We start from the raw sequence: 18,851 nt of genomic DNA on the forward strand, positions 1-18,851 counted from the left end.
GCTTGTTTCAGAAAGATTCAGTGTGCTGCAGCCAGCAGCGGTGTACTACCCAAACTATCGTTGGCGGCAGGCAGGTTGGTCTGTGCCGCTGAGGGCACTCCAAAGCTGGCCATGGCCTGAATGAGTTGGTCCAGGTTGGTCTGGCCGCTGGCGTTGTTGACGCTAGTGTCGATAGTGCTGGCTGAGGCAACAGGCGATGACTGGGCGCCACCCCGGAACGCCAGATTCACACCGGCAATATCCCCACTCGTACCGTCGACCCGAGTGAAAGTGCTGTCGTCCAAAATACCATTGCCATTGTTGTCCTGGTTTACGCGACTAGCATTCAAGTCAATGCTGGTAATACCCAACTGATCAAGAGTATAGAGATCGGACGACTGAAAACTGGCAGTGCCAGTTGAATCGACCCAGACTTTGAGATCACCCCAGGATGTGTCATTGGAATCGAGCTTGCCGTCGCCATTGGAATCCAGGGTCTGTAATTCTGAAAAGCCCGCAACCAGATCAGCGCTGCTGCTGACTACACCAGTATGGTTCTTGTCATTCACCAGCATGCCTTCACCTGCGGTTGCCCAGCCTGTCTGCACCGATTGACCACTGTTTTGCATGTCAAAAAAGGCTGAGGACGTGGCCAGACCTTGAGTGTCTACCTTGCCGCCTTGGAGATTGAGAATGATGGGGTCCGCAACTGAAATCGCACCGGTTGTTTCATATGGCAAAGTGACACCGTCTGCTGTGTCCCCCGTGTCGTCTCCAAATACAGTGAAAGTTGCTGTGCTGAAGGGGTCCGTGACCGCATCATATTGGCCGTATACGTTAATTTGGTCGTATCCGTAACCGAGAATAGCGTCATGGCTGCCGACTATTGTCGCGCTGTCATTGGGCCCAAGATCGACTGTGTCGCCAGTCGCATTTATGATGGAGCCAGTGCCTGCACCAGCGGAGGCCAGACTATTACTATAGGCGTTTAGGTTCACGATATTGCCTATGCCGCTTTCGTTGACAAGTACATGAGTCGCACCTACCGCTGCACTAATTGCATTTCCATCCCCTGAGAATTGAGCCACAGTAGTGTGATCCTCGAGCGTAATCGTGCTGTGCGAAGCATAGGCATATTCAAGCGTACCGAAGCTGTCAATTGTGCTGCCAGTACTTTCCGCGTAGCCAGCATTATTTGAGCCGTATAACCGTTCAATACCGCCTCCACCCCAGTCATAAACACTGCTGCCAGTGCCATTTACGGACGCCGTATTGTTTGTTCCGCCTGTCATTAATTGGGATAGATCACCAGTCCCATAGCTGTTTACTTGACTGCCCGTTCCATAGACATGACCACCGTTATTATTGCCTTGCAGTACAGTAACATCACCTGACCCGAAGCTGTCAATGGTGCTACCAGTGCTTTCTGCATATCCATAATCATTTGCCCCCCGCAACCAGGCAATTCCACCACCACCCCAGTCATATATATAGCTGCCAGTACCATTTACGGATGCCGTATTGTTGGTCCCGCCTGTCATTAATTGGGATAGATCACCAGTTCCATAGCTGACTATCTGACTGCCGCTTCCATAGACATGGCCGCCATCGTTATTGGCTCCCAACACCGTGGTGTCGCTGGCTCCAAAACTGTCGATAGTGCTTCCGGCAGCCTCTGCGTAGCCAGAATCATTGGTGCCGCGTAGCCAAGCTATACCGCCCCCGCCCCAGTCATAAACACTGCTACCAGTGCCATTTACGGACGCCGTATTATTGGTTCCACCTGGCATTAATTGGGATAGATCACCAGTTCCATAACTGTAAATCTGGCTGCCGCTTCCATAGACATGACCACCGTTATTATTGCCTACCAACGCCGTGGCGTCATTGCTTCCAAAACTGTCAATCGTGCTACCGGAAGCCTCTGCGTAGCCAGAATCATTGGTGCCGCGTAGCCAAGCTATACCACCCCCACCCCAGTCATAAACACTGCTGCCTATTCCATTTACTGACGCCGTATTGTTGGTTCCACCTGCCATCAATTGAGATAGATCACCAGTTCCATAGCTGTTTATCTGACTGCCGCTTCCATAGACATGGCCGCCATCGTTATTACCTTGCAGTACAGTGACGTCGCCGGCTCCAAAACTGTCGATCGTACCTAAAGTGCCAGAGGCAGTACCGGTCTCATTGCTACCACGTAACCATCCAATCTGATTGCTACCCGTTAGGTTGAGACTGCTTCCCACGCCACTTAACGATGCAGTAGAGGCATTTCCAATTAAACTCACCACGTCACCATTTGCGGAGTCCGTAACGGCAGAGCTTGCACCGTTAACCGTGATTGCATTCTTAGCACCGGATATGACTAAATTGTCGCTGCTATCAGCGTTCACCGAGGCACTGTTACCAATCAAATTGGCTTGGGTATTTGCACCCAAGTTAACAACCGCGCTGCTGACGGTAATCGAATCGGCATTACCGTTGGTTCCATTGAGTGTGACTTGGGCATTGGTACCTTCACTGATAGTGTTACCGCCTCCCACAATAGTGGCAATAGCATCTTGAACTACCATGATGGTGGCATTGTTAAGATTTGCAGGGTCACCTATTCCTGAGATAATTGCACTGACTTGACCTGTGGTGGCAGTGTTTGTCACCTGTTCATATTGAACCGAGCCAGAAGTGTTAAACGCTTTCAGATCATCCGACTTATTTCCAATCGTATCTTTAGTCGCCTGTTCAGTCAGGTTGACGATAACGGGGTTTCCATCTTTATCCTGATATCCAACAGATTCACTCACTATATTGCCATTAATATCGATTTGCTTTTGTGAAACGATGAAGCCACCAGTCACTGGGTCTATCGTTCTTGAATAAATAACGGAACCACCGGTGCTGTCCATGGTGTTGGGAGTAGTCATTGAATACTCACCAGTCTTAGCATTCGAGGTGACCGCTACTCCATTGATGTAGTTGTATGTGACGTTGTCACCCGCACGCTGTGGAATTTGAATGTTGGTGTTTGCTGGGATTTGGTTGGGATTGGTGAATTGAGGATTGTTTGCCAAAATATCAGCCACTGTAATCTTGTTGCCTTTTGCCGCTTCCAGTGTGACTATATCCAACAGACCCGCATAGTCCACCCCATTCGGACTGCTGTTCAACACGACACTATGCGTGCCGGTATAAGTCACAAATGTTGACGAATTGGGGCGTGTTGTGGAAGCAACTGGCTGAGTATATTGTTGACTAAGCGTATTTGCAGTAGTTTGAGTTTGTACAATGCTTGAAGCCGTCGAGTTGTTGCACGCGGCATTAGCATCGGTTAGGCCAATCGCATCAGAGGTACCTGCTTTTATGCCGTAAAGCGTAACATCTTGAATCCAATTGTTGATGCCCGTCGCGCTTGGACTTCCTGTTGAATTGGCTGCAGTCGATGCAACCTGCATGTCTTTCATCCAACCGAAAAGGAACCCTGATGCTGCACTTTTATTTGGGTCAATAGAGGCCTGCCAGTTTGATTCGAGTTGCTGTGGTGTCAGATATTTTGACGGCGCATCAAGAGTCCAGGTGTCCGGAAGGAGACCGTTTTTATTAAAAACATCGTTGTGAAAAGTGTGTGCCTCGTCATAATGGAGATCACGGTTAACAATTCCGTCACTTCCGTCTGCATTTTTTGAAATACCAATCAATGTATCGACATAGCCATTGGCCATTCCCGTTTCAATGGTTTTTACTTGATCTACTGTCAGATTAACGCCTTGGGCTTTGGCCGATTGCGTCATGAAATTCTGTGCTGTGGAGCCGCCCGTCAATAACGAGCATTCCACAACACCCTTGGCGATATTGGCATAGCCATACCCCTGGCTACTCATGTAGTTATAAAAGCCAATCAGATCCCCATTGGCAATCATGGTCTTTGCAGATTTCAGTTGGGCCGTAGTAAGAGCGTTAGGCATGTTTTAACTTTGAAGGGAATGGATAGCGAATGAAAGAGCGCGTGTGGATTATTCACGGCACGATAAACGACTGGGCCACTTGGTGAATACCCGCTTCGATGTCGCGCCAGCGGGCAAGATCGTCTTTGTCTTGTATGCCTGTGACACGCATGAGTGTTTTGACTTCTGGAAGGATGAATTCGATTTGACAGGAATTTAGCAACTTGCCAGTTGTCGTCTGGATGGTGTTTTTGCAAGTAATGAAAGTGGCTTGAGTCTTTGCATCATAGAAAAACTCATGCTGCCAACCATCAGCATCCGTTGATGGCTGCTTGGCGGAGATGTAATGCTGTAAACCCCAAGTGTCAGGCTGTTTAATAAAAGGCCCCCAAATTGAGTCATCCTTGAGCCAATTCTGATAGGCGTATTTAAAAGTACCCTTGGCATTTATATAATCTTGCGCATTAAAACTCACATTAATCCATCGATTTTCAAGGGGCTGGATCTGCAGGGTTTTATCCTTTTTATCGAAATCATCCCAATCTTTTTGCGTTTCAATTGGTTTGAAATTATTCAATCGAATTTTGATGGCAAAGTAATCCAACTCATTATCAAAAGTGGGTTGCATGGAGCGACTTGCAAAGGATTTAGGGTCCCAGATATCTACGCCCTTGTAAGCCATTGGTCCCATCAAATAATGCTGGGGGATTGCAAGCTTGACACCGCCCATACTGCCAACGCGAGGACAAGTTTCCCCTGTGAGGGCGTGAGGCGCATGGCGGGGCGCATCAGGCGCACACCATGCCTCGCTTTTGACCTGAGCCTGTAACCGCCCCATGGTCAATGTGCAAACTGTCGTGGCAATTATTACCAGCAGTGGCAAACCAGACAATTGCATTGCTGAATATCTCCGACGCTTATTGTTTAATTTACTCACCAATCGAACTTTGAATTCTGGTTTCAACATAAAATTAATTTCTGCATTGAAGTAGATTAAAAGCAACATCTGCGATTTCAGCTGAACGCTTCTCAAAATCACTCATTCAAAATCGAACGGCAACTGCAAAGCCAACAAGAGTTGCCTATGCAATGACTTACATATTGCTGATCAACCGCTCCCCCACACTTGTGGCAGTTAATAGTGAAACAGCTTTTCTTCACAAAATGCTGTTTTTAGAAATTTGGCGAGATGATATTCAATCTTTTCACGTTGTGACCTATTTTTACGCCAAGTTCACACCACAGACACATTTCTTTACCATCAAGAATTCGTCTCCCATTTCGGCGTCAGGTCAACTTTGATGAGTACCAACATGACTTGCACAATATTCCACGATGTCCTGCGTCACTGAGTTCCTTCAAGCTGCCGACCACCGCCGCAGCTACGCCTCTGCCATTCAACACTGTGAGTTGGACCAACGCACTTGCCCACTCGCTGCGAATCTAAAAATTTTCGGCCACATATAACCGCACTGAATCTATCCCACGATTCCTTCTGAGGGTGGCCCAGTAGCACACAGCAGCCCCTCTGAGTTTCCTCCCTCGCCAGTCCCCGTGCTGGCTTCTCCAAAGGCCCAAGCCTTCCCCGGATTCGTCCTGGGAGGGTTTGAGCCTTCTTTTTTGCTGCACTTTTTTACAGGAGTTTTGTCATGCCACTTTTTTCTCTGCCCGCCCAACTGCTCATCTGCTTTCTCATCATCTTTGCAACGGGTGTGGCAGCAGCCATCTTTTTGCCTGTGCTCCACGCGCTATAGGGGATAGCCCAATGCTCCCACCCTGTCCTTACTGCCACTCCAGTCGCGTGCTGAGCCGTGACCTCGCGCAAAAGACGGGCAGCGTCATTGGAGCCGTCTCAGGTGCTGCCAGCGGCATTGCCAGTGTCCTGCGCGGCGCAGAAATCGGCGGCGTCCTGGGTTTCGCTGCTGGTCCCGGCGGTGCACTGCTGGGCACCATTGCCGGTGCGGTCCTTGGTGGCCTGATCGGTGGCACCACCGGCTGCAACATCGGCGCATCCCTTGGACAGGCCCTCGATACCACGGTGCTGCACAACTATCGCTGCCTGGACTGCGGCTCACGCTTCAAGGCCGCGCCCGACTAAGAACTGTGCTGGTATTGACAGGCATCGACGCCGACGTCCCGCCACCTATCACTTCCCCCGCCACCATCAACCACTACTTCCGTGGACAGTCTCGCCCCTTTCTTCGGCGGAAGACCCCACCCATTCATCTGAAAGGAACTTTCATCATGGCTCATCTCGTAAATTCCATGGCCTACTTGGGCGCAACAACACCCTGGCATGGGCTTGGCAATGCGCTGCCCCCCAAACAGTCCATCTCTACTTGGGCGAAGGCTGCAGGCATGGATTGGAACATCTGCGAAACACCAGTGCGCTACATGGCCGAACAAAGTGGCGCACTGGGCAATATCATGACGTTCGATGACCAGCGTGTACTTTTTCGAAGCGATACAAAAGCTCCGCTGTCTGTCGTCGGCGGGCGCTATCGCGTGGTGCAGCCTCGTGATGTGCTGGAGTTCTATCGAGACCTGTCTGAGGTTGCCGGTTTTGAACTCGACACGGCGGGTGTTCTAAGGGAAGGTCGCAAGTTCTGGGCCTTGGCAAAGACTGGTAAATCGGCCTCTTTAAAGGGTGGCGATGTGGTCAACGGCTACCTGCTTCTGGCCACATCCTGCGATGGCACGCTGGCAACCACAGCCACCCCCACCACGATACGGGTGGTGTGCAACAACACGCTTTCCATTGCCCTGAATGGGGCCACGGGAGCAATCAAAGTGCCTCACAGTACCCACTTCAATGCACAAGCCGTGAAACAACAACTCGGCGTTGCAGTAGCGCAGTGGGACCACTTTATGTTCAATATGAGAACCTTGGCAGAGCGTAAGGTACGCAGCCACGAGGCTATGCGGTATTTTCTGAAAGTACTTTGCCAAACCGATGACCAGCCTGATCCCACGCTACGTCTCACAAACGAGCGCGCCCTTAAAAAGGTGCAGGCGCTCTACGAGGGTCAGGGGCGAGGGGCAGAACTGACGTCGGCCAATGGCACTGCGTGGGGATTGCTTAACGCAGTTACTGAGTTTTGTGATCATCAACGGGCTGCGCGTTCCGCCGAGTCACGCTTGTGCAGTTCGTGGTTCGGACAAGGTGCTGCGTTGAAGCAGCGAGCCCTGGATCAAGCCCTGCAACTGGTGTCCTGAGGGCGACCGCCCCTCTCATCAGACATCCCGCAACCCTGCGTCATAAGCCCCGCCCAGTCTTCGGACTGCGCGGGGCATTTTTGCTGAAAGACCACCATGAAACACCCCATGAAAGCCCCTCCATCGTGGGCCTCCCGACCTGCGGCCTCTCGACCGGCCCTCAAGCTCAAGACCCACGACATGCCACGGGAAGAATGGCTCTCTGTTCGCAAAGGCGGCATTGGCAGCTCCTATGCCGCACCAGTTGGCCTCAATCCGCCTGTATTCACGGGAGGGCCATCATGATGCCCAACCAAACGACTCAGCCGGAGCATCCCTGTGAGCAGGTGAACACCTCTCTGGAGGGCTCATGACCCAGCTGCTGCACATCTTTGCGCAAGGTCTGCGCTTCGATACGCTGTTGCAGTACACCGTGTCGGGTGCTTCTGGACACCGTTACCGCAATCTGCCATTGGGTAACCCGGACTCGGTGCAGGCTGCTGACAGTGGCCCGTTCTGTCTGGCGCAGTGTGTGGCGGTGCTGGGCCAGCTTCCCTTTAACGAAGCCGCTGCGCATCTATCTCGCCGTGGTTTCACACAAGACGGTCGCTGGATGGACGGTGCCCAGATGCATCTGGGTGAGGCGTCCATTCGCATGCGATTGGTGGAATCAGGGCTGACAAGCGCCATCGGCAGTGCTGCGGGCGCAGCGGTGCAACATGGGCACATGTGCATGGTGCAGTGTTGCAGCGCAACTTCCAGCCTGTGGGCAACCGTCACGGGTGTGGAGATGGATTCCACTGCGGGCCACATCCGCACCCTGCTCTTGCTGGACCCCACAGCAAGTGAACCCTGGGGAACCTGCCATAACGCACGGCTGGAACTGCTGGGGAAGGCGGGCCGTGCGGTGCCTGCATCTGCTGGATACGGGCTGCATTACCGGCATCTGGACGGCAAGGCCAGTGCAGTGCGCCTGCAAGGCCTGCTCGTTCTGAGCCTGTGATTCAGCGCCGGGTGATGGCGTGCACCCGGACCGTGCGGGGTGAACGGGTGCGGGTGACATCAAGACCCTTGCGCTCTGGCAGCGCCGGGTCTAGCAACTCGTGTGCGGGCATTCCAACTACGGCAGCGAGTTTCTCGATGTTGTCGACAGAAATATTGCGCTGCCCACGCTCCAGTGTTCCCACAAAGGCGCGGTCCAGCCCCGCTTCATCGGCCATGGCTTCCTGGGACATGCCCGCGTGCACCCGCACCAGCCGGATGTTGCGTGCAAACACCTGGCGCAGCGACAGCGGGGCAGATGGATCGGGACGGGGTACCGCTTTGGACATCCTCCTGATCGTTACCAAAAGAGGTGTTTGATACCACGGTGTTTGAAACCCTTTATGATCTCGGAATGCAAGCTTTTGGGAGGGAGCCTGTCATCACCTGGCCTGCATTGGGACAACGGTATGCACCCCATGGCCTTCCCCTCGAAACGCTCAGCAACTCATTCGCTTTAACCAATCAACTCAACTTTTTTACTTTGAAGGACTATTCGAAATGGAAGACATAGACGTCACACAACAACAAGACCAGAACCCAAAGGCCACTGTGATTGTTTGGGGCATAGCCGCCATGGCGTTTGCGGCGCTGGCGGCCTATGCGATGTTTGTGAATCCGAAGTACAACTTTGGATTTTTTTCAGCGGTGCTTTGCTTCATCGTCACAGCCATTGGCGGGACGATTGGAGCGCTGATTGGCAATGCGCTTTGCAACTTTGTGCGCCCTACTGCGGTGTGGACCACCGGTGGCTTCTTCAGCTTGCTGTGGATCAAGATATTTTGGCGTATTGGCCCGCAGGTCATTGGTCTGATCGTCGTGGGCGCTGCCTGCGGTGGGATGTTGATTCCGTATTTGAAGAACCCTGTCCCCTATCAGTACCCGCAGAACACTGGCACCAATGCACCGGCGAACTTCAATCCAAACAGCTCCGGTCAGGCAACTGCCAATGGCAATGCTGGCGCAGCACAGGCCATAAGCCCATCTGCACCAGCGCCAGCAACAACACCGGCACCGGAAACTGCCCAAGCGCAACCGGGCAAGCTGTCTGCTGCAGCGGAGAAAGCGATTTCAGAAGGGTTTGTGGAAATCAAGGACCCCAAGGTGGAAGCGTGTACCGATGCCAGGGTGGAAGCGATCCGAAAGGAACGCGGGCAGGATGCCATCATCGATTTTGCAACCTACAACGAGGCGGCTGTACGGTGTGGGTTTAATCTGTAGCCTGCACAAGCTCTATGGAGCATTGCAATCCAATCAACCGGATTGACATTGTCAGGTGTGAATTGAAGTGCTGTGCCAAGGATGTTCTTCTGGTGTTGCCAGTGAACGAGTGCCCGAAAGGGCTCCGTTCATTGGCAGCAGCCCAGCGGTTATTTTTTGGCCCAAGACAGATTTGTTTCAAGGTTTCCGCCTCAAATTCAGCGGTCGCGATCATCTGGAACGTGCTGCTTTTGGTCGTCATGCTTTAGTCTCCTGTTCACACGACCGAACTGAATCCGAAGCAGGCATGCGCGAATCCAGCATCCAAAACGGCAGTGCCACATAGGAACAATGGACTTTGGGCAAACGGCAGAAATGCAGCGGTTGCAGTCATTGACTCTAGTTTGACCTTCACTTGGTTGGGCATCCTAAGCTGATGTTGCCTCTTGCGATATTGACCGTGCTAAATGTCCGCAATCCGATGTGCTGCGGTCGTAGGTTTTGTGAAGCAGTTCAAGGGTTGCCTTTCAACCGTACGGAGCCACGCTGCTTGCCTAGAAATGGCTTGAAGGCGGGCGGATAGTGGAAATCCACATGTGTAGATGACTACACTTCAAGGCCTGATTTGCGCCGCATAGACTTCAGGCACATATAGGGAAGGCAGCACATGAAAGCACAGCACCATGACCAAGGCTCGTCGTCCGTAGTGGTAGAGACGGGATTGGCCCGCAAGGTGCTTCGTTGCCTTGCAGCCTGCACCTCAGTGGCCTTTACGCTGATAGGCTCTGCCGCTCTGGCGCAAGACCCCTTCGTCATCAAGTTCAGCCACCTGGTGACGGCCGATACGCCCAAGGGCAAGGCGGCACCATCCAATCGGGCAAATCTAAAGAATTAAAATTTCATCCTATTCAAAGCATCCCCCGTCTAGTTCGGTAGCCCCCACATCTTCGATAAGATGGCATGCGAGTTGAGAAAAAATTCGATTCAGAAGATGCGGGGAGATTCCATGGCAGGCAAAGTCAAAGTCAAATCGCTGACGTTCGGTAAACCACCGTTTCGCAAGCTCGGCAGATTCGACATCCAGTTCGCGGACAGGCTGACTCTTATCGCCGGACACAACGGCATCGGAAAGTCGACCATATTGGGATTGGTGGCCAACACCTTTGGCCTAACTGAGCGCGGAGGGCCGAAAACTTACTTGGGCGATCCGTTTTACGCGAACATTGAGCAAATTGTCTTCTTGGCTTTGGACGAGGTGGCTGAAGCTCAGAAGGACACGGCTTCCGCGCCTGTTGTAGTCGCTAGCGTCGGCGGTGTGGATGTCAAGAAGCGATGCTCAATGACCCAGCGCACGGAGTGGCAGAGGGCGAGGGTTGTTCCACGTACGGTGGACAAGGCAGAAGGCGATACCGTTGGTCAAGACGCGAAGATTCCGTTGCCGACGATTTACCTTGGAATGAAGCGCCTTGCTTCTGCGGGAGAGGCCGAAGAGAAGGACGTGAGTAGCGTCAAGTTGGCTATGCATGCAGATGACAGCGCCCTGATGCGGGAGTTCGTCAGCGCCGTGATACTCGGCGCGGAGCTGACCAACGACGTGAATCACCAATCCATCAAGGGCGCGCGAAAGAAGTCGGCACAACCTGGCTACGAAAAGCATGGCCCGTTCGCGGTCTCCATGGGCCAAGACAGTCTGGGCAGCATTGCCACCGCGCTGGCCTCGTTCAACAAGTTGAAGCGAGAAATGGGCGACGGCTATCCAGGAGGATTGCTGGTTGTCGACGAAATGGATGTTGGCTTTCACCCGCATGCCATTGAGCGGCTCGTCAAGTCTTTGAAGACATGCGCCAAACGTCTTGAACTGCAAATCATTGCAACCACCCATTCGCCAATGGCTGATCGAGGCGGTTCATCCCGATGGCGATGGCAATGCAAATGCTCCAGATAGCGTGGTCTATTTGCTCGATACAAGGCATCCCCGCATCGCCAATGACCAGTCGCTACGAGCGATTCTCAATGACATGGCCTTGATTCCCGACGACGCAAAGCCAGCCAAGAAGGTGAAGCCAACGATTGGGGTCTATTTTGAAGACGACGAAGCTGCCGAGTTTTGTTCTTGCCTGATTTCGACGGCAAAGAAGGCGGCGCTTGCCAAAAAGTATGGCGTTCGGATCAGTTGGATACCGCTGGGAGTCGGTGGCTCGAACCTGCTCGGGTTCCCGGCCAAAGACCCGCTTTTCTTGGATCGGGTGTTGATGGTTGATGCTGACACGACCATTCCAGCAGATGCTGCCGCTCGGGGAAACGCTGTGAAGATGCCTTGCGTTGCGGGGGCGGCAGGGACCGCAAGGTCGTTTGAAAACACCATCAAGAAATTTTTGAAGGACATTTCAGCCGCGGACGATGGGGCCTTGCACGGCGCATTGCTCAATCTCAACATCACAAACCCAACCAGCGACCGAGTTCATGCCACCTTTTTCGAAGATGGAGCTGGCGAAAGCACAAAGCGCGACAGCGCGAAGAAGTGGTGGCGGAAGAACTGGACCAAGTTGAAAAAATGGAAGGTCATCGAAGGATGGGCCGATGTCTACAAAGCAGAAGTGAAGGCCTTTGAAACTGAATTTGAAAATGCGCTGGCCCGCACGGTTGCCCGTTTGGCGAAAAGTTCATGAGGTAAGCTCGGAGTAGCCGTCCGCTTTTATGTACTCAAACAAGCTATACACCCCACTGCGCTACCCAGGAGGCAAGGCTCGCTTTGCGCCCTTGATCGCCGGGGTGATTGCGGACAACGACCTCACGGGTGGCCACTACCTTGAGCCGTACGCCGGCGGTGCGGGTGTCGCTTTGTCGCTGCTGATGGATGGTGTCGTTGAGCATGTTCACATCAACGATGCCGACCCGGCAATCGCCGATTTCTGGCGAGCCGCAACGGAGCAGTCCGATCACTTGGTGGCGATGGTCGCGTCGGAGCCCATCGACATGGATGCTTGGCATCATTGGCGGGGCGTGATGCTTAGGAATGTGCCGGGCTCTGATTTGGAGCGCGGGTTCGCCACGCTATTCATGAACAGGACCAATCGGTCCGGCATTCTTAAGGGTGGCGTGATCGGAGGAAAAGCGCAGGCAGGCGACTACAAGATCAATGCGCGGTTCATGCGCGACGAGCTTTGCTCGCGCTTGGAGCGAATTGGAGCCCATGCGGATGGCATCCATGTCTACGAAGAAGACGCGCATCAACTCCTGTTGCGGTGCCATCAGTTTCTGCCTGCCAAGTCGCTGGTGTACCTGGACCCGCCGTACTACGTCAAAGGGGCGGGGCTCTATCGCAACTTCTACAAGCATGAAGACCATGTCCGAATTGCAAAACTGCTAGGAAGCGATCGCTTTAGGCGGCCTTGGGTCGTGTCCTATGACAACGCGGACGAGATCAAGGAAATGTACGCGTATGCTACACCGTATGCGTATGGCCTGAACTACACGGCTCAACGGCGCTACACCGGGTCGGAGGTGATGTTTTTTAGCAAACGTATTCGAGCTCCATTGCGAGTGATTGAAAAAATTGCCGCTTGACATTGAAGCGAAGTGAAGGAGCTTCGATAAAAGCTTAGGCGCAGACTAAGCGGTAGCACATCAGTGCATCATTACCGGCAAGCGCTGACCGTGGCATCTTACGGGCGAAATAACGCTATTGGTCTGCAGTGCCTGTTAGAACCCCGTGCAGTCGGTCGTTGACCACCGCTCGAATTTCGCACTGAGTCAGTGTCAGGTGTTGGATGGTCAGCCGTCGTTCAAACTGCCACCGCTGAATGTCGGGTGTTGGTCGCTGCGGGCGTGCAGCCTGTCTGACCGCGGATGACTCAGATCAGCCTCATGCGGCATGTTAGGTGTTAAATGGCAGTCGTGCAACGGAAGCTGTCGCATGGCCCCTGCGCCTCGGGTGACCCCAACATCGAGTTGGAATGGTCACCCACCTTGGCTTGGAATGGGGAGCTGGCATTGACGCTCCCCACGTCCAGTTGCAGCATCAAGCAATAGGTACTTATTCAAGTTCCCTTCACTCCGAATGGGAGTTCATTAAACATCTCGATTCCGAGAGACTGGTGGACGCCCCCTGCGTGGCGCATTCGGATCAATGGCCTTAGGCATCCAGCTCCTGCCAAAGGTGCGAAAGTCCCCTGATTGCGTTCTGTCAGATTGGACATTGAAAGCTGCGCACTTCTTTGTGATGTACGCCGCTACTCTTTCAACCAGGTTAATACGCAGGTACACGTTGTCACGGTGAATCATGCCAATACCCAGCTCTCCCTGCATTGCCATCCTGTCCTTATCGAAGTTACTGACATAACAACGTCCAGTTTGATTGGTAACCGTTTTCCAGGCCTCACCAATGGCCAGCCCTACACCGACATCCTCAAGTCGCTTAGCACCGTTATACAGCGCCAATAGATGGATGTGGTAACCACCACCATCCTCACCGTATTCCAGCCCCCATGCATAGCCGATCATGCCCTTGAAGGCGTGAGGAAACCGTCTCCTATTCAGTAGCAAATGATCACGATGCATCTGAATTTCTTCCAGACTAATGCTGTCTGATATGGACTTCTGATAACCCAAATCAACTCGTACTACCAATATCTTGGAATAGTGTTGAAACAGGATATTAATGAGATGAATCAGGTCTATGAGATTGCGTCTAGCTCTACAGATCAAGTGATCTGCTGTTCGATAGTCGTAGACTGTCAGATCGAATGGGTAGTCTTCAAAGTAGTCGGCATTGTATTGAAAGGTCATGATAAAAGTCCTTGTTGAATGGATGAAACTGCAATGCATTGCTTCATTGCAAACCATCAGTCAACTTGATATTTTTTATCATGCGTGTTGACCATTCCTGTTTGAATGGTCAATCAACATATACACCCATAGGGCATATTCAGTTGTTCAAAGAGCAGGGAATTCAGTCTCTACGTAGAACTTCAATTCCAGTGAAGTTCTACGTAGAGAGATAACACAGATGTAGTGGATCATTGAATAATCCACATTGCATTGCATTGAATGGGAGTGAGAGCAATGGTGATTACCATCCTGACGATGGTATAAGCTTTGAATGTATTGAATGAATGTAGAAGCAGGAGTGTCTATAGAAGGCAATTGGACTCAATAATCCATTGCGATGTGAATAGATGCTTGAATACTAGAATGTGTATCTACTAGTATAGAATACCCTTAACCAATATTCACCCATCATTCATTAAATGAATTTATGCCTGAATTTCATAGCAAATCAGCATGAAATTGACAGATTTTAATGAAACGATCTTTACAGAATTATGCAATCACAGGGCAATAAGGTGATGCACCGCCTTTGGTTGATAAGACATACCAACTGGCATTCAACGGACCTTGACAGGCTAAGGTGCCTTCAGTTCGGAGACCTGAGGTGTTGCTATTTCTGCTAATAGCAACTATAGCAGGGGTAGACCCTCCGTTTTTCCATGCTTTGGGGCTACCGACCTCCAGACCCCACCAAGGTAAAAGGTGGAGTCCGGCGGGCTAAGACGCTTCTAAAAGATTGACATTTGATGTCGCACAATCAATGTGCATGTGATCAGTAACAGCTGTCGAATCGCGGGTCCGGTGGTGGAAACCGCGATCGATCGAAGTTTGGCATATACCGTATATTGCTTGCCAAGTTACGGCCACTTAATGTAAGACCAATGTATTTAGTTACATCGCCCGGTACAAAAACTTGACAAATAACCTGATGATGCATGAGTAATGCCAATGCCTCTTCTCTTATCTCCTTGTCACGAACTTCCGGGCATCCATACTGTGCAACATAGGTTCGCTTGCAGGGAACAAGTGGAGTTTTGCACTGCCAGTCGAAAACTTTATCCATAATTGAGTACGCAGCTTTGACAACTTTGTCCTGCTTAGGAACTTCACCCAAAATCCGTTTGTACTCCTCCAAATAAATACGACTGACAGCAATAGCTCTTTGAGTAGTATCGAATGAAATATTGCCAGCACATCCCTCAAAAACGTGGAAGACGGCAGCAATTCGGGCGGCATTTTCTACCGTCTTGCCTGCAGCACCTGCAACATCTTCGAATACACCGTTTTGCCCAATCTGCTCTTCAATCTGATTTGAATAATGAGTCAATAATATTTGTGCTTCTCGATCAAACGTCAATTCCGTGGGATTTTTGACTCGCTCTGGAGTACAGTCTACAAGCAATTCTCTCATCCTATTCTCATATTTCGAAATGTCCAGCTTGCTTTCAAGGCCGGGATATTCAATCCGAGTCCCCCTAGTTGTCCGGGGGTGGCAAACCAGAAACCGCGACATCAGCCCAGTTGAAAACCAACTAGATCCAGAAGACTTCAGGAATTTCTTCAGCACTTCTTCCTGAACCGCAATCAGCATTGCAATCTTAGGTTTTGGAATATCAAAATTGCCAGCCGTTTTAGTCTCATGGTGAATCTGATTACCAGACCAGGCATCTGCAATGGTCGCCGCATTACGAGCCATTGACGAATTGAAAAACGTGCCCCCCTCTCCAATAAGCCACGCAATTGCACCGTTTTGTTCATGCAAGACTTCAAGGGTTTTTTCAAAAGTTGCTGTGCTGATTGTGAGCCGCCGTGGTTTGGCAAGCTTCGGCACACTTCCCAGCAACTCGGCATACTGTCTTTGCAACTCATGAGTATCGGCATCATTGGCAATTGCCTTGTTCATTTGTCGCTCGAGAAGCTTGACCTTCGTGGCATGAATTTGCATGGCGGCTTTGTGCTCATGCTTAAGCAATTCAGCATTTTCTGATTGTTTCTGAGTGAACTCGTCGAACACTCTCGTACATGCCGCCGTCACAGCGGATTTGCGCTCGCTGGGCTCTGCAATGGCGATGCATGAGAGGCCAGTGGGCGAACTGGACGTTTGCGCACGCTTCACGACGAAGCAGTTTTGCACTGGCACTGAGCAGGACGCAAGTAGGATTGACAAGTTCATAGCAGTCGGCGACTGATAATGCCTGTCGAGTTCTTGCAGCGTCGATGCCATCAATGGCGGCAACAAAGAGCACACATTGAAGTCACGGCCACCAGGATCATTTGCCATTTGATCCAGCATGGTGGGCAGACGCGCGGGCTGCTTGTGACGATTCCACCTCGATTCCCACCTCGTCATGCTGCGCCCCCTTCGGTCGTATTGAATTGGGAGCCTTGTCCACTGCGGCGTGGTTGACCGTTGTCCTTCAACTTGCCATCACGTCTTGCAATTTGTCGTTCTATCCAGGAGTCGACCTCGGTTGAGATCCAGCCAACGGCGACGCCGGACGGACCCAATTTCACAGGTTTGGGAAAGTCAGGATCGTAATATTTTCCGCCCACCTGCAAAGTGCTGTAGAGATGCGATCGTGATCGCCCAATGCGCTTGCAAACATCAGGAAGGCGCTCTACCTTTACAGTCGCCAACTGCGAGTTAGATAGTTCTGTTGGGTGCGCACACGAGTTCGTTGAACTGCGTGGTCTTTCTGCTGATATTGCCTCTCCAGCCAATAACTGCAATGACGACTCCATATACGCAAGACTTCTATCCTTCATATCAATCTCCAAATTTTCAAGCCAAATTCCCCATGCACCAGTGCCAACAAATTGGCGCGTTCAAGCCTCTGGAAACAATCGAATGAAGAAATTCGACTTCCAGGACCGCGAACTGTTCCAGTGCGCGATAGTCGTAGGCGGCCAATATGGCCTAATGTGTGTTGGGCGACCGATCAAAGATCAGTGGCCGGCGCAGTGTGCGCAGCGTTGGGCTCCGAAGAGCAGCAGGTGGCGTTCGGAAAAAACTCCGCGTCGGACTATGTGTCCGACAAGCCGTGTGATACGGCCCAGCAAAATACTGGGCCGGGTGAAGGGGCGTCCCTTCACAGCAAGAAAGAGCGCTCGTTTGTCCTCATCATTTCTGATCGGGCGCAGAACGAAGTCCGCCGAGTTCCAGTCTTTTTCAAGACCGGTGCGCAGTGATCCGCGCAGTGGAATTGTAGTCGATTGTTTTCGCAAGCGGCAAAGTGTCTCGTGTGAACCACACAAGCTCCTGAACGAACCTTCTTTCAAGTGGCTCAGCACGCTAGAAACAGCATCAGCGCAAGATGTTGCGCACCGAGGTCAAGCAAACCGAAAAATCAACGGCATTGTGGCAATCGTGAATGTCCGCATCCCTTGCCCACTATTTCAATTGAGCAGCATAAAGCCCAGGCCATCCAACTTGACGTTGAATGGTCGGGCAGGATAAAGGCGGGGACTGAAGTGCTTCAGATCAAGGAGCTTTGGGCAGCAGGGCTAACATCTTCGTCAGTAAGAATGAATGCACAAAGCAAACGTAGACCTGTTTGAATTTCTCTGCTGAGGGGCAAGTAAAGTATGTTTGTCCGTGTGTGTTTCGAAAGGGTGTCACATGGCCACAATTTATCTGGATCACAACGTGATCGCCATCATTGCAGGCATCCCCGCAGCCGCCAATGCACCTGGAGTTCGCCAGAGGGTGAGCGAGCTGCAGGCGGTGGGTCACCGTTTTGTGCTGTCCGCCTGGAACATGTATGAGCTGGCTCGCTCCAACAATCAGCAACATATCGACCAGTGCTGCGCGTTTGTCGAATCCTTGAACCCGCTGTGGCTCAGCGATTCCACGAAGGTAAAGAGACAAGAGGTTGATCGATTCTTGCAACCCATCTTCGACAAAGTGGGCCCGGTACGCAATCGGAGCTTTTCAGCATTGAACCAGACCGTTGCCGCGATGTGGGGCACCTATGGCGAAGAAGGTAGGCCCGACGAAACCTTTACGACTTCAGTTGCATTGCTGCGTGCCCACCCGGAATTCTTGAAGACTATCGACAGTTCCGCAAAGCAAACACCCGAGGCGATATTGATCGGTCGTCGCGCTTATCGCGATGGTGCTGAAGCGTTGCTTGATAGCATTGTTGACCGGGAGTATTTGGCCCTATCGCTGCCGGCAGGTGCAGACAGACCTCAGCTCGACTACCTCATGGAAAACCGCAACAAGCTCTTGTCTACCTCTCCGGCGCTGGCTGTTGAGGATGCAATGTCGAAATTGCGTGTTCGTGACTCTTTCAAACCGGAACCTGCTGATGCAGCCGATCTGCAGCACGCATTGGTGGCACTGGGCTACTGCGATTACTTTGTAACGGGTGATCGCCAATTGGCGCAACATTGCAAGTACGTGGTACAAAAGCTTGGTCTTGCGTGCCACGTATGCCGCAATGTGAGTAACATCCCCTGCCAACCCATGAGCGGCTAGCGTTCGATGAATTGATAGTTGTTTTGATAGTTTGATTTTTATGCCAAAAAAAAGTCCTTGATTTACAAGGACTTTTTTTAATTCACTGGCGGAGAAGGTGGGATTCGAACCCACGGTAGGGTCGCCCCTACGCTTGATTTCGAGTCAAGTACATTCGACCACTCTGCCACTTCTCCTGAAAACCG

General features: G+C 51.8%; 17 protein-coding genes and 1 tRNA gene. 10 read left to right on the forward strand and 8 right to left on the reverse strand.

Going from position 1 to position 18,851, the window contains the following annotated elements; genetic code table 11:
- Positions 1-17 precede the first annotated feature (17 nt).
- Positions 18-3,941, reverse strand: coding sequence for a beta strand repeat-containing protein (locus tag AC1RMF_RS23490; RefSeq protein WP_493144716.1), 3,924 nt, complete (start codon positions 3,939-3,941; stop codon positions 18-20).
- 52 nt (positions 3,942-3,993) lie between these two features.
- Entirely contained in the window at positions 3,994-4,926 is a 933-nt protein-coding gene (locus AC1RMF_RS23495; protein ID WP_493144719.1) for a hypothetical protein, read from the reverse strand.
- A 759-nt stretch (positions 4,927-5,685) separates the two neighbouring features.
- On the opposite strand from AC1RMF_RS23495, the gene AC1RMF_RS23500 reads away from it, so the two are divergent.
- From AC1RMF_RS23500 to AC1RMF_RS23515, 4 genes are all read left to right on the forward strand, one after another.
- On the forward strand, positions 5,686-6,018 hold the full coding sequence (locus AC1RMF_RS23500) for a hypothetical protein (protein WP_493144721.1): 333 nt from the start codon (positions 5,686-5,688) through the stop codon (positions 6,016-6,018).
- 146 nt (positions 6,019-6,164) lie between these two features.
- On the forward strand, positions 6,165-7,136 hold the full coding sequence (locus AC1RMF_RS23505) for a DUF932 domain-containing protein (protein WP_493144723.1): 972 nt from the start codon (positions 6,165-6,167) through the stop codon (positions 7,134-7,136).
- Positions 7,137-7,232: 96 nt separating this feature from the next.
- Positions 7,233-7,421 carry a hypothetical protein gene (locus tag AC1RMF_RS23510; RefSeq protein WP_493144725.1) on the forward strand — a complete coding sequence of 63 codons (189 nt, stop codon included), beginning with the start codon at positions 7,233-7,235 and terminating at the stop codon, positions 7,419-7,421.
- A 64-nt stretch (positions 7,422-7,485) separates the two neighbouring features.
- The gene (locus tag AC1RMF_RS23515; RefSeq protein WP_493144727.1) at positions 7,486-8,118 is read left to right on the forward strand and encodes a hypothetical protein; all 633 of its coding nucleotides are present in this window, start codon (positions 7,486-7,488) and stop codon (positions 8,116-8,118) included.
- Between the two features lies 1 nt (position 8,119).
- Here the strand turns inward: AC1RMF_RS23515 and AC1RMF_RS23520 are convergent, their stop codons facing one another.
- Positions 8,120-8,446: a helix-turn-helix domain-containing protein gene (locus AC1RMF_RS23520; protein ID WP_493144729.1), complete on the reverse strand. Its 327-nt coding sequence runs from the start codon at positions 8,444-8,446 to the stop codon at positions 8,120-8,122.
- A gap of 211 nt (positions 8,447-8,657) precedes the next feature.
- On the opposite strand from AC1RMF_RS23520, the gene AC1RMF_RS23525 reads away from it, so the two are divergent.
- On the forward strand, positions 8,658-9,377 hold the full coding sequence (locus tag AC1RMF_RS23525) for a hypothetical protein (RefSeq protein WP_493144731.1): 720 nt from the start codon (positions 8,658-8,660) through the stop codon (positions 9,375-9,377).
- Here the strand turns inward: AC1RMF_RS23525 and AC1RMF_RS23530 are convergent.
- The gene (locus AC1RMF_RS23530; protein WP_493144732.1) at positions 9,367-9,618 is read right to left on the reverse strand and encodes a hypothetical protein; all 252 of its coding nucleotides are present in this window, start codon (positions 9,616-9,618) and stop codon (positions 9,367-9,369) included. The two genes, AC1RMF_RS23525 and AC1RMF_RS23530, sit on opposite strands and share 11 nt — an antisense overlap.
- 405 nt (positions 9,619-10,023) lie before the next feature.
- Between AC1RMF_RS23530 and AC1RMF_RS23535 the strand changes: the two genes are divergently transcribed.
- The 4 genes from AC1RMF_RS23535 (at position 10,024) to AC1RMF_RS23550 (ending at position 12,923) form a co-directional block, all read left to right on the forward strand.
- Positions 10,024-10,251, forward strand: coding sequence for a hypothetical protein (locus tag AC1RMF_RS23535; protein ID WP_493144733.1), 228 nt, complete (start codon positions 10,024-10,026; stop codon positions 10,249-10,251).
- A gap of 111 nt (positions 10,252-10,362) precedes the next feature.
- On the forward strand, positions 10,363-11,301 hold the full coding sequence (locus tag AC1RMF_RS23540; RefSeq protein WP_493144735.1) for an AAA family ATPase: 939 nt from the start codon (positions 10,363-10,365) through the stop codon (positions 11,299-11,301).
- Positions 11,225-12,025 carry a hypothetical protein gene (locus AC1RMF_RS23545; protein ID WP_493144737.1) on the forward strand — a complete coding sequence of 267 codons (801 nt, stop codon included), beginning with the start codon at positions 11,225-11,227 and terminating at the stop codon, positions 12,023-12,025. The genes AC1RMF_RS23540 and AC1RMF_RS23545 overlap by 77 nt, the downstream gene beginning before the upstream one ends.
- Before the next feature lie 28 nt (positions 12,026-12,053).
- Positions 12,054-12,923, forward strand: coding sequence for a DNA adenine methylase (locus AC1RMF_RS23550; protein ID WP_493144739.1), 870 nt, complete (start codon positions 12,054-12,056; stop codon positions 12,921-12,923).
- A gap of 504 nt (positions 12,924-13,427) precedes the next feature.
- On the opposite strand, the gene AC1RMF_RS23555 is transcribed toward AC1RMF_RS23550, so the two are convergent.
- The 3 genes from AC1RMF_RS23555 to AC1RMF_RS23565 all read right to left on the reverse strand — a co-directional run bounded on the left by AC1RMF_RS23555 (position 13,428) and on the right by AC1RMF_RS23565 (position 16,952).
- Positions 13,428-14,144, reverse strand: coding sequence for a YagK/YfjJ domain-containing protein (locus AC1RMF_RS23555; protein ID WP_493144741.1), 717 nt, complete (start codon positions 14,142-14,144; stop codon positions 13,428-13,430).
- Positions 14,145-14,958: 814 nt separating this feature from the next.
- Positions 14,959-16,479, reverse strand: a complete 1,521-nt coding sequence (locus AC1RMF_RS23560; RefSeq protein WP_493144743.1) for a YfjI family protein — start codon at positions 16,477-16,479, stop codon at positions 14,959-14,961.
- 53 nt (positions 16,480-16,532) lie between these two features.
- On the reverse strand, positions 16,533-16,952 hold the full coding sequence (locus AC1RMF_RS23565) for a helix-turn-helix transcriptional regulator (RefSeq protein WP_493144745.1): 420 nt from the start codon (positions 16,950-16,952) through the stop codon (positions 16,533-16,535).
- An 853-nt stretch (positions 16,953-17,805) separates the two neighbouring features.
- On the opposite strand from AC1RMF_RS23565, the gene AC1RMF_RS23570 reads away from it, so the two are divergent.
- Positions 17,806-18,666 (forward strand): hypothetical protein, encoded by an 861-nt coding sequence (locus AC1RMF_RS23570; RefSeq protein WP_493144747.1) that lies wholly within the window; start codon positions 17,806-17,808, stop codon positions 18,664-18,666.
- An 86-nt stretch (positions 18,667-18,752) separates the two neighbouring features.
- On the opposite strand, the gene AC1RMF_RS23575 is transcribed toward AC1RMF_RS23570, so the two are convergent.
- Positions 18,753-18,842, reverse strand: a tRNA-Ser gene (locus AC1RMF_RS23575).
- Positions 18,843-18,851: the final 9 nt, after the last annotated feature.

This window comes from Rhodoferax sp. GW822-FHT04A08, from assembly GCF_058801025.1.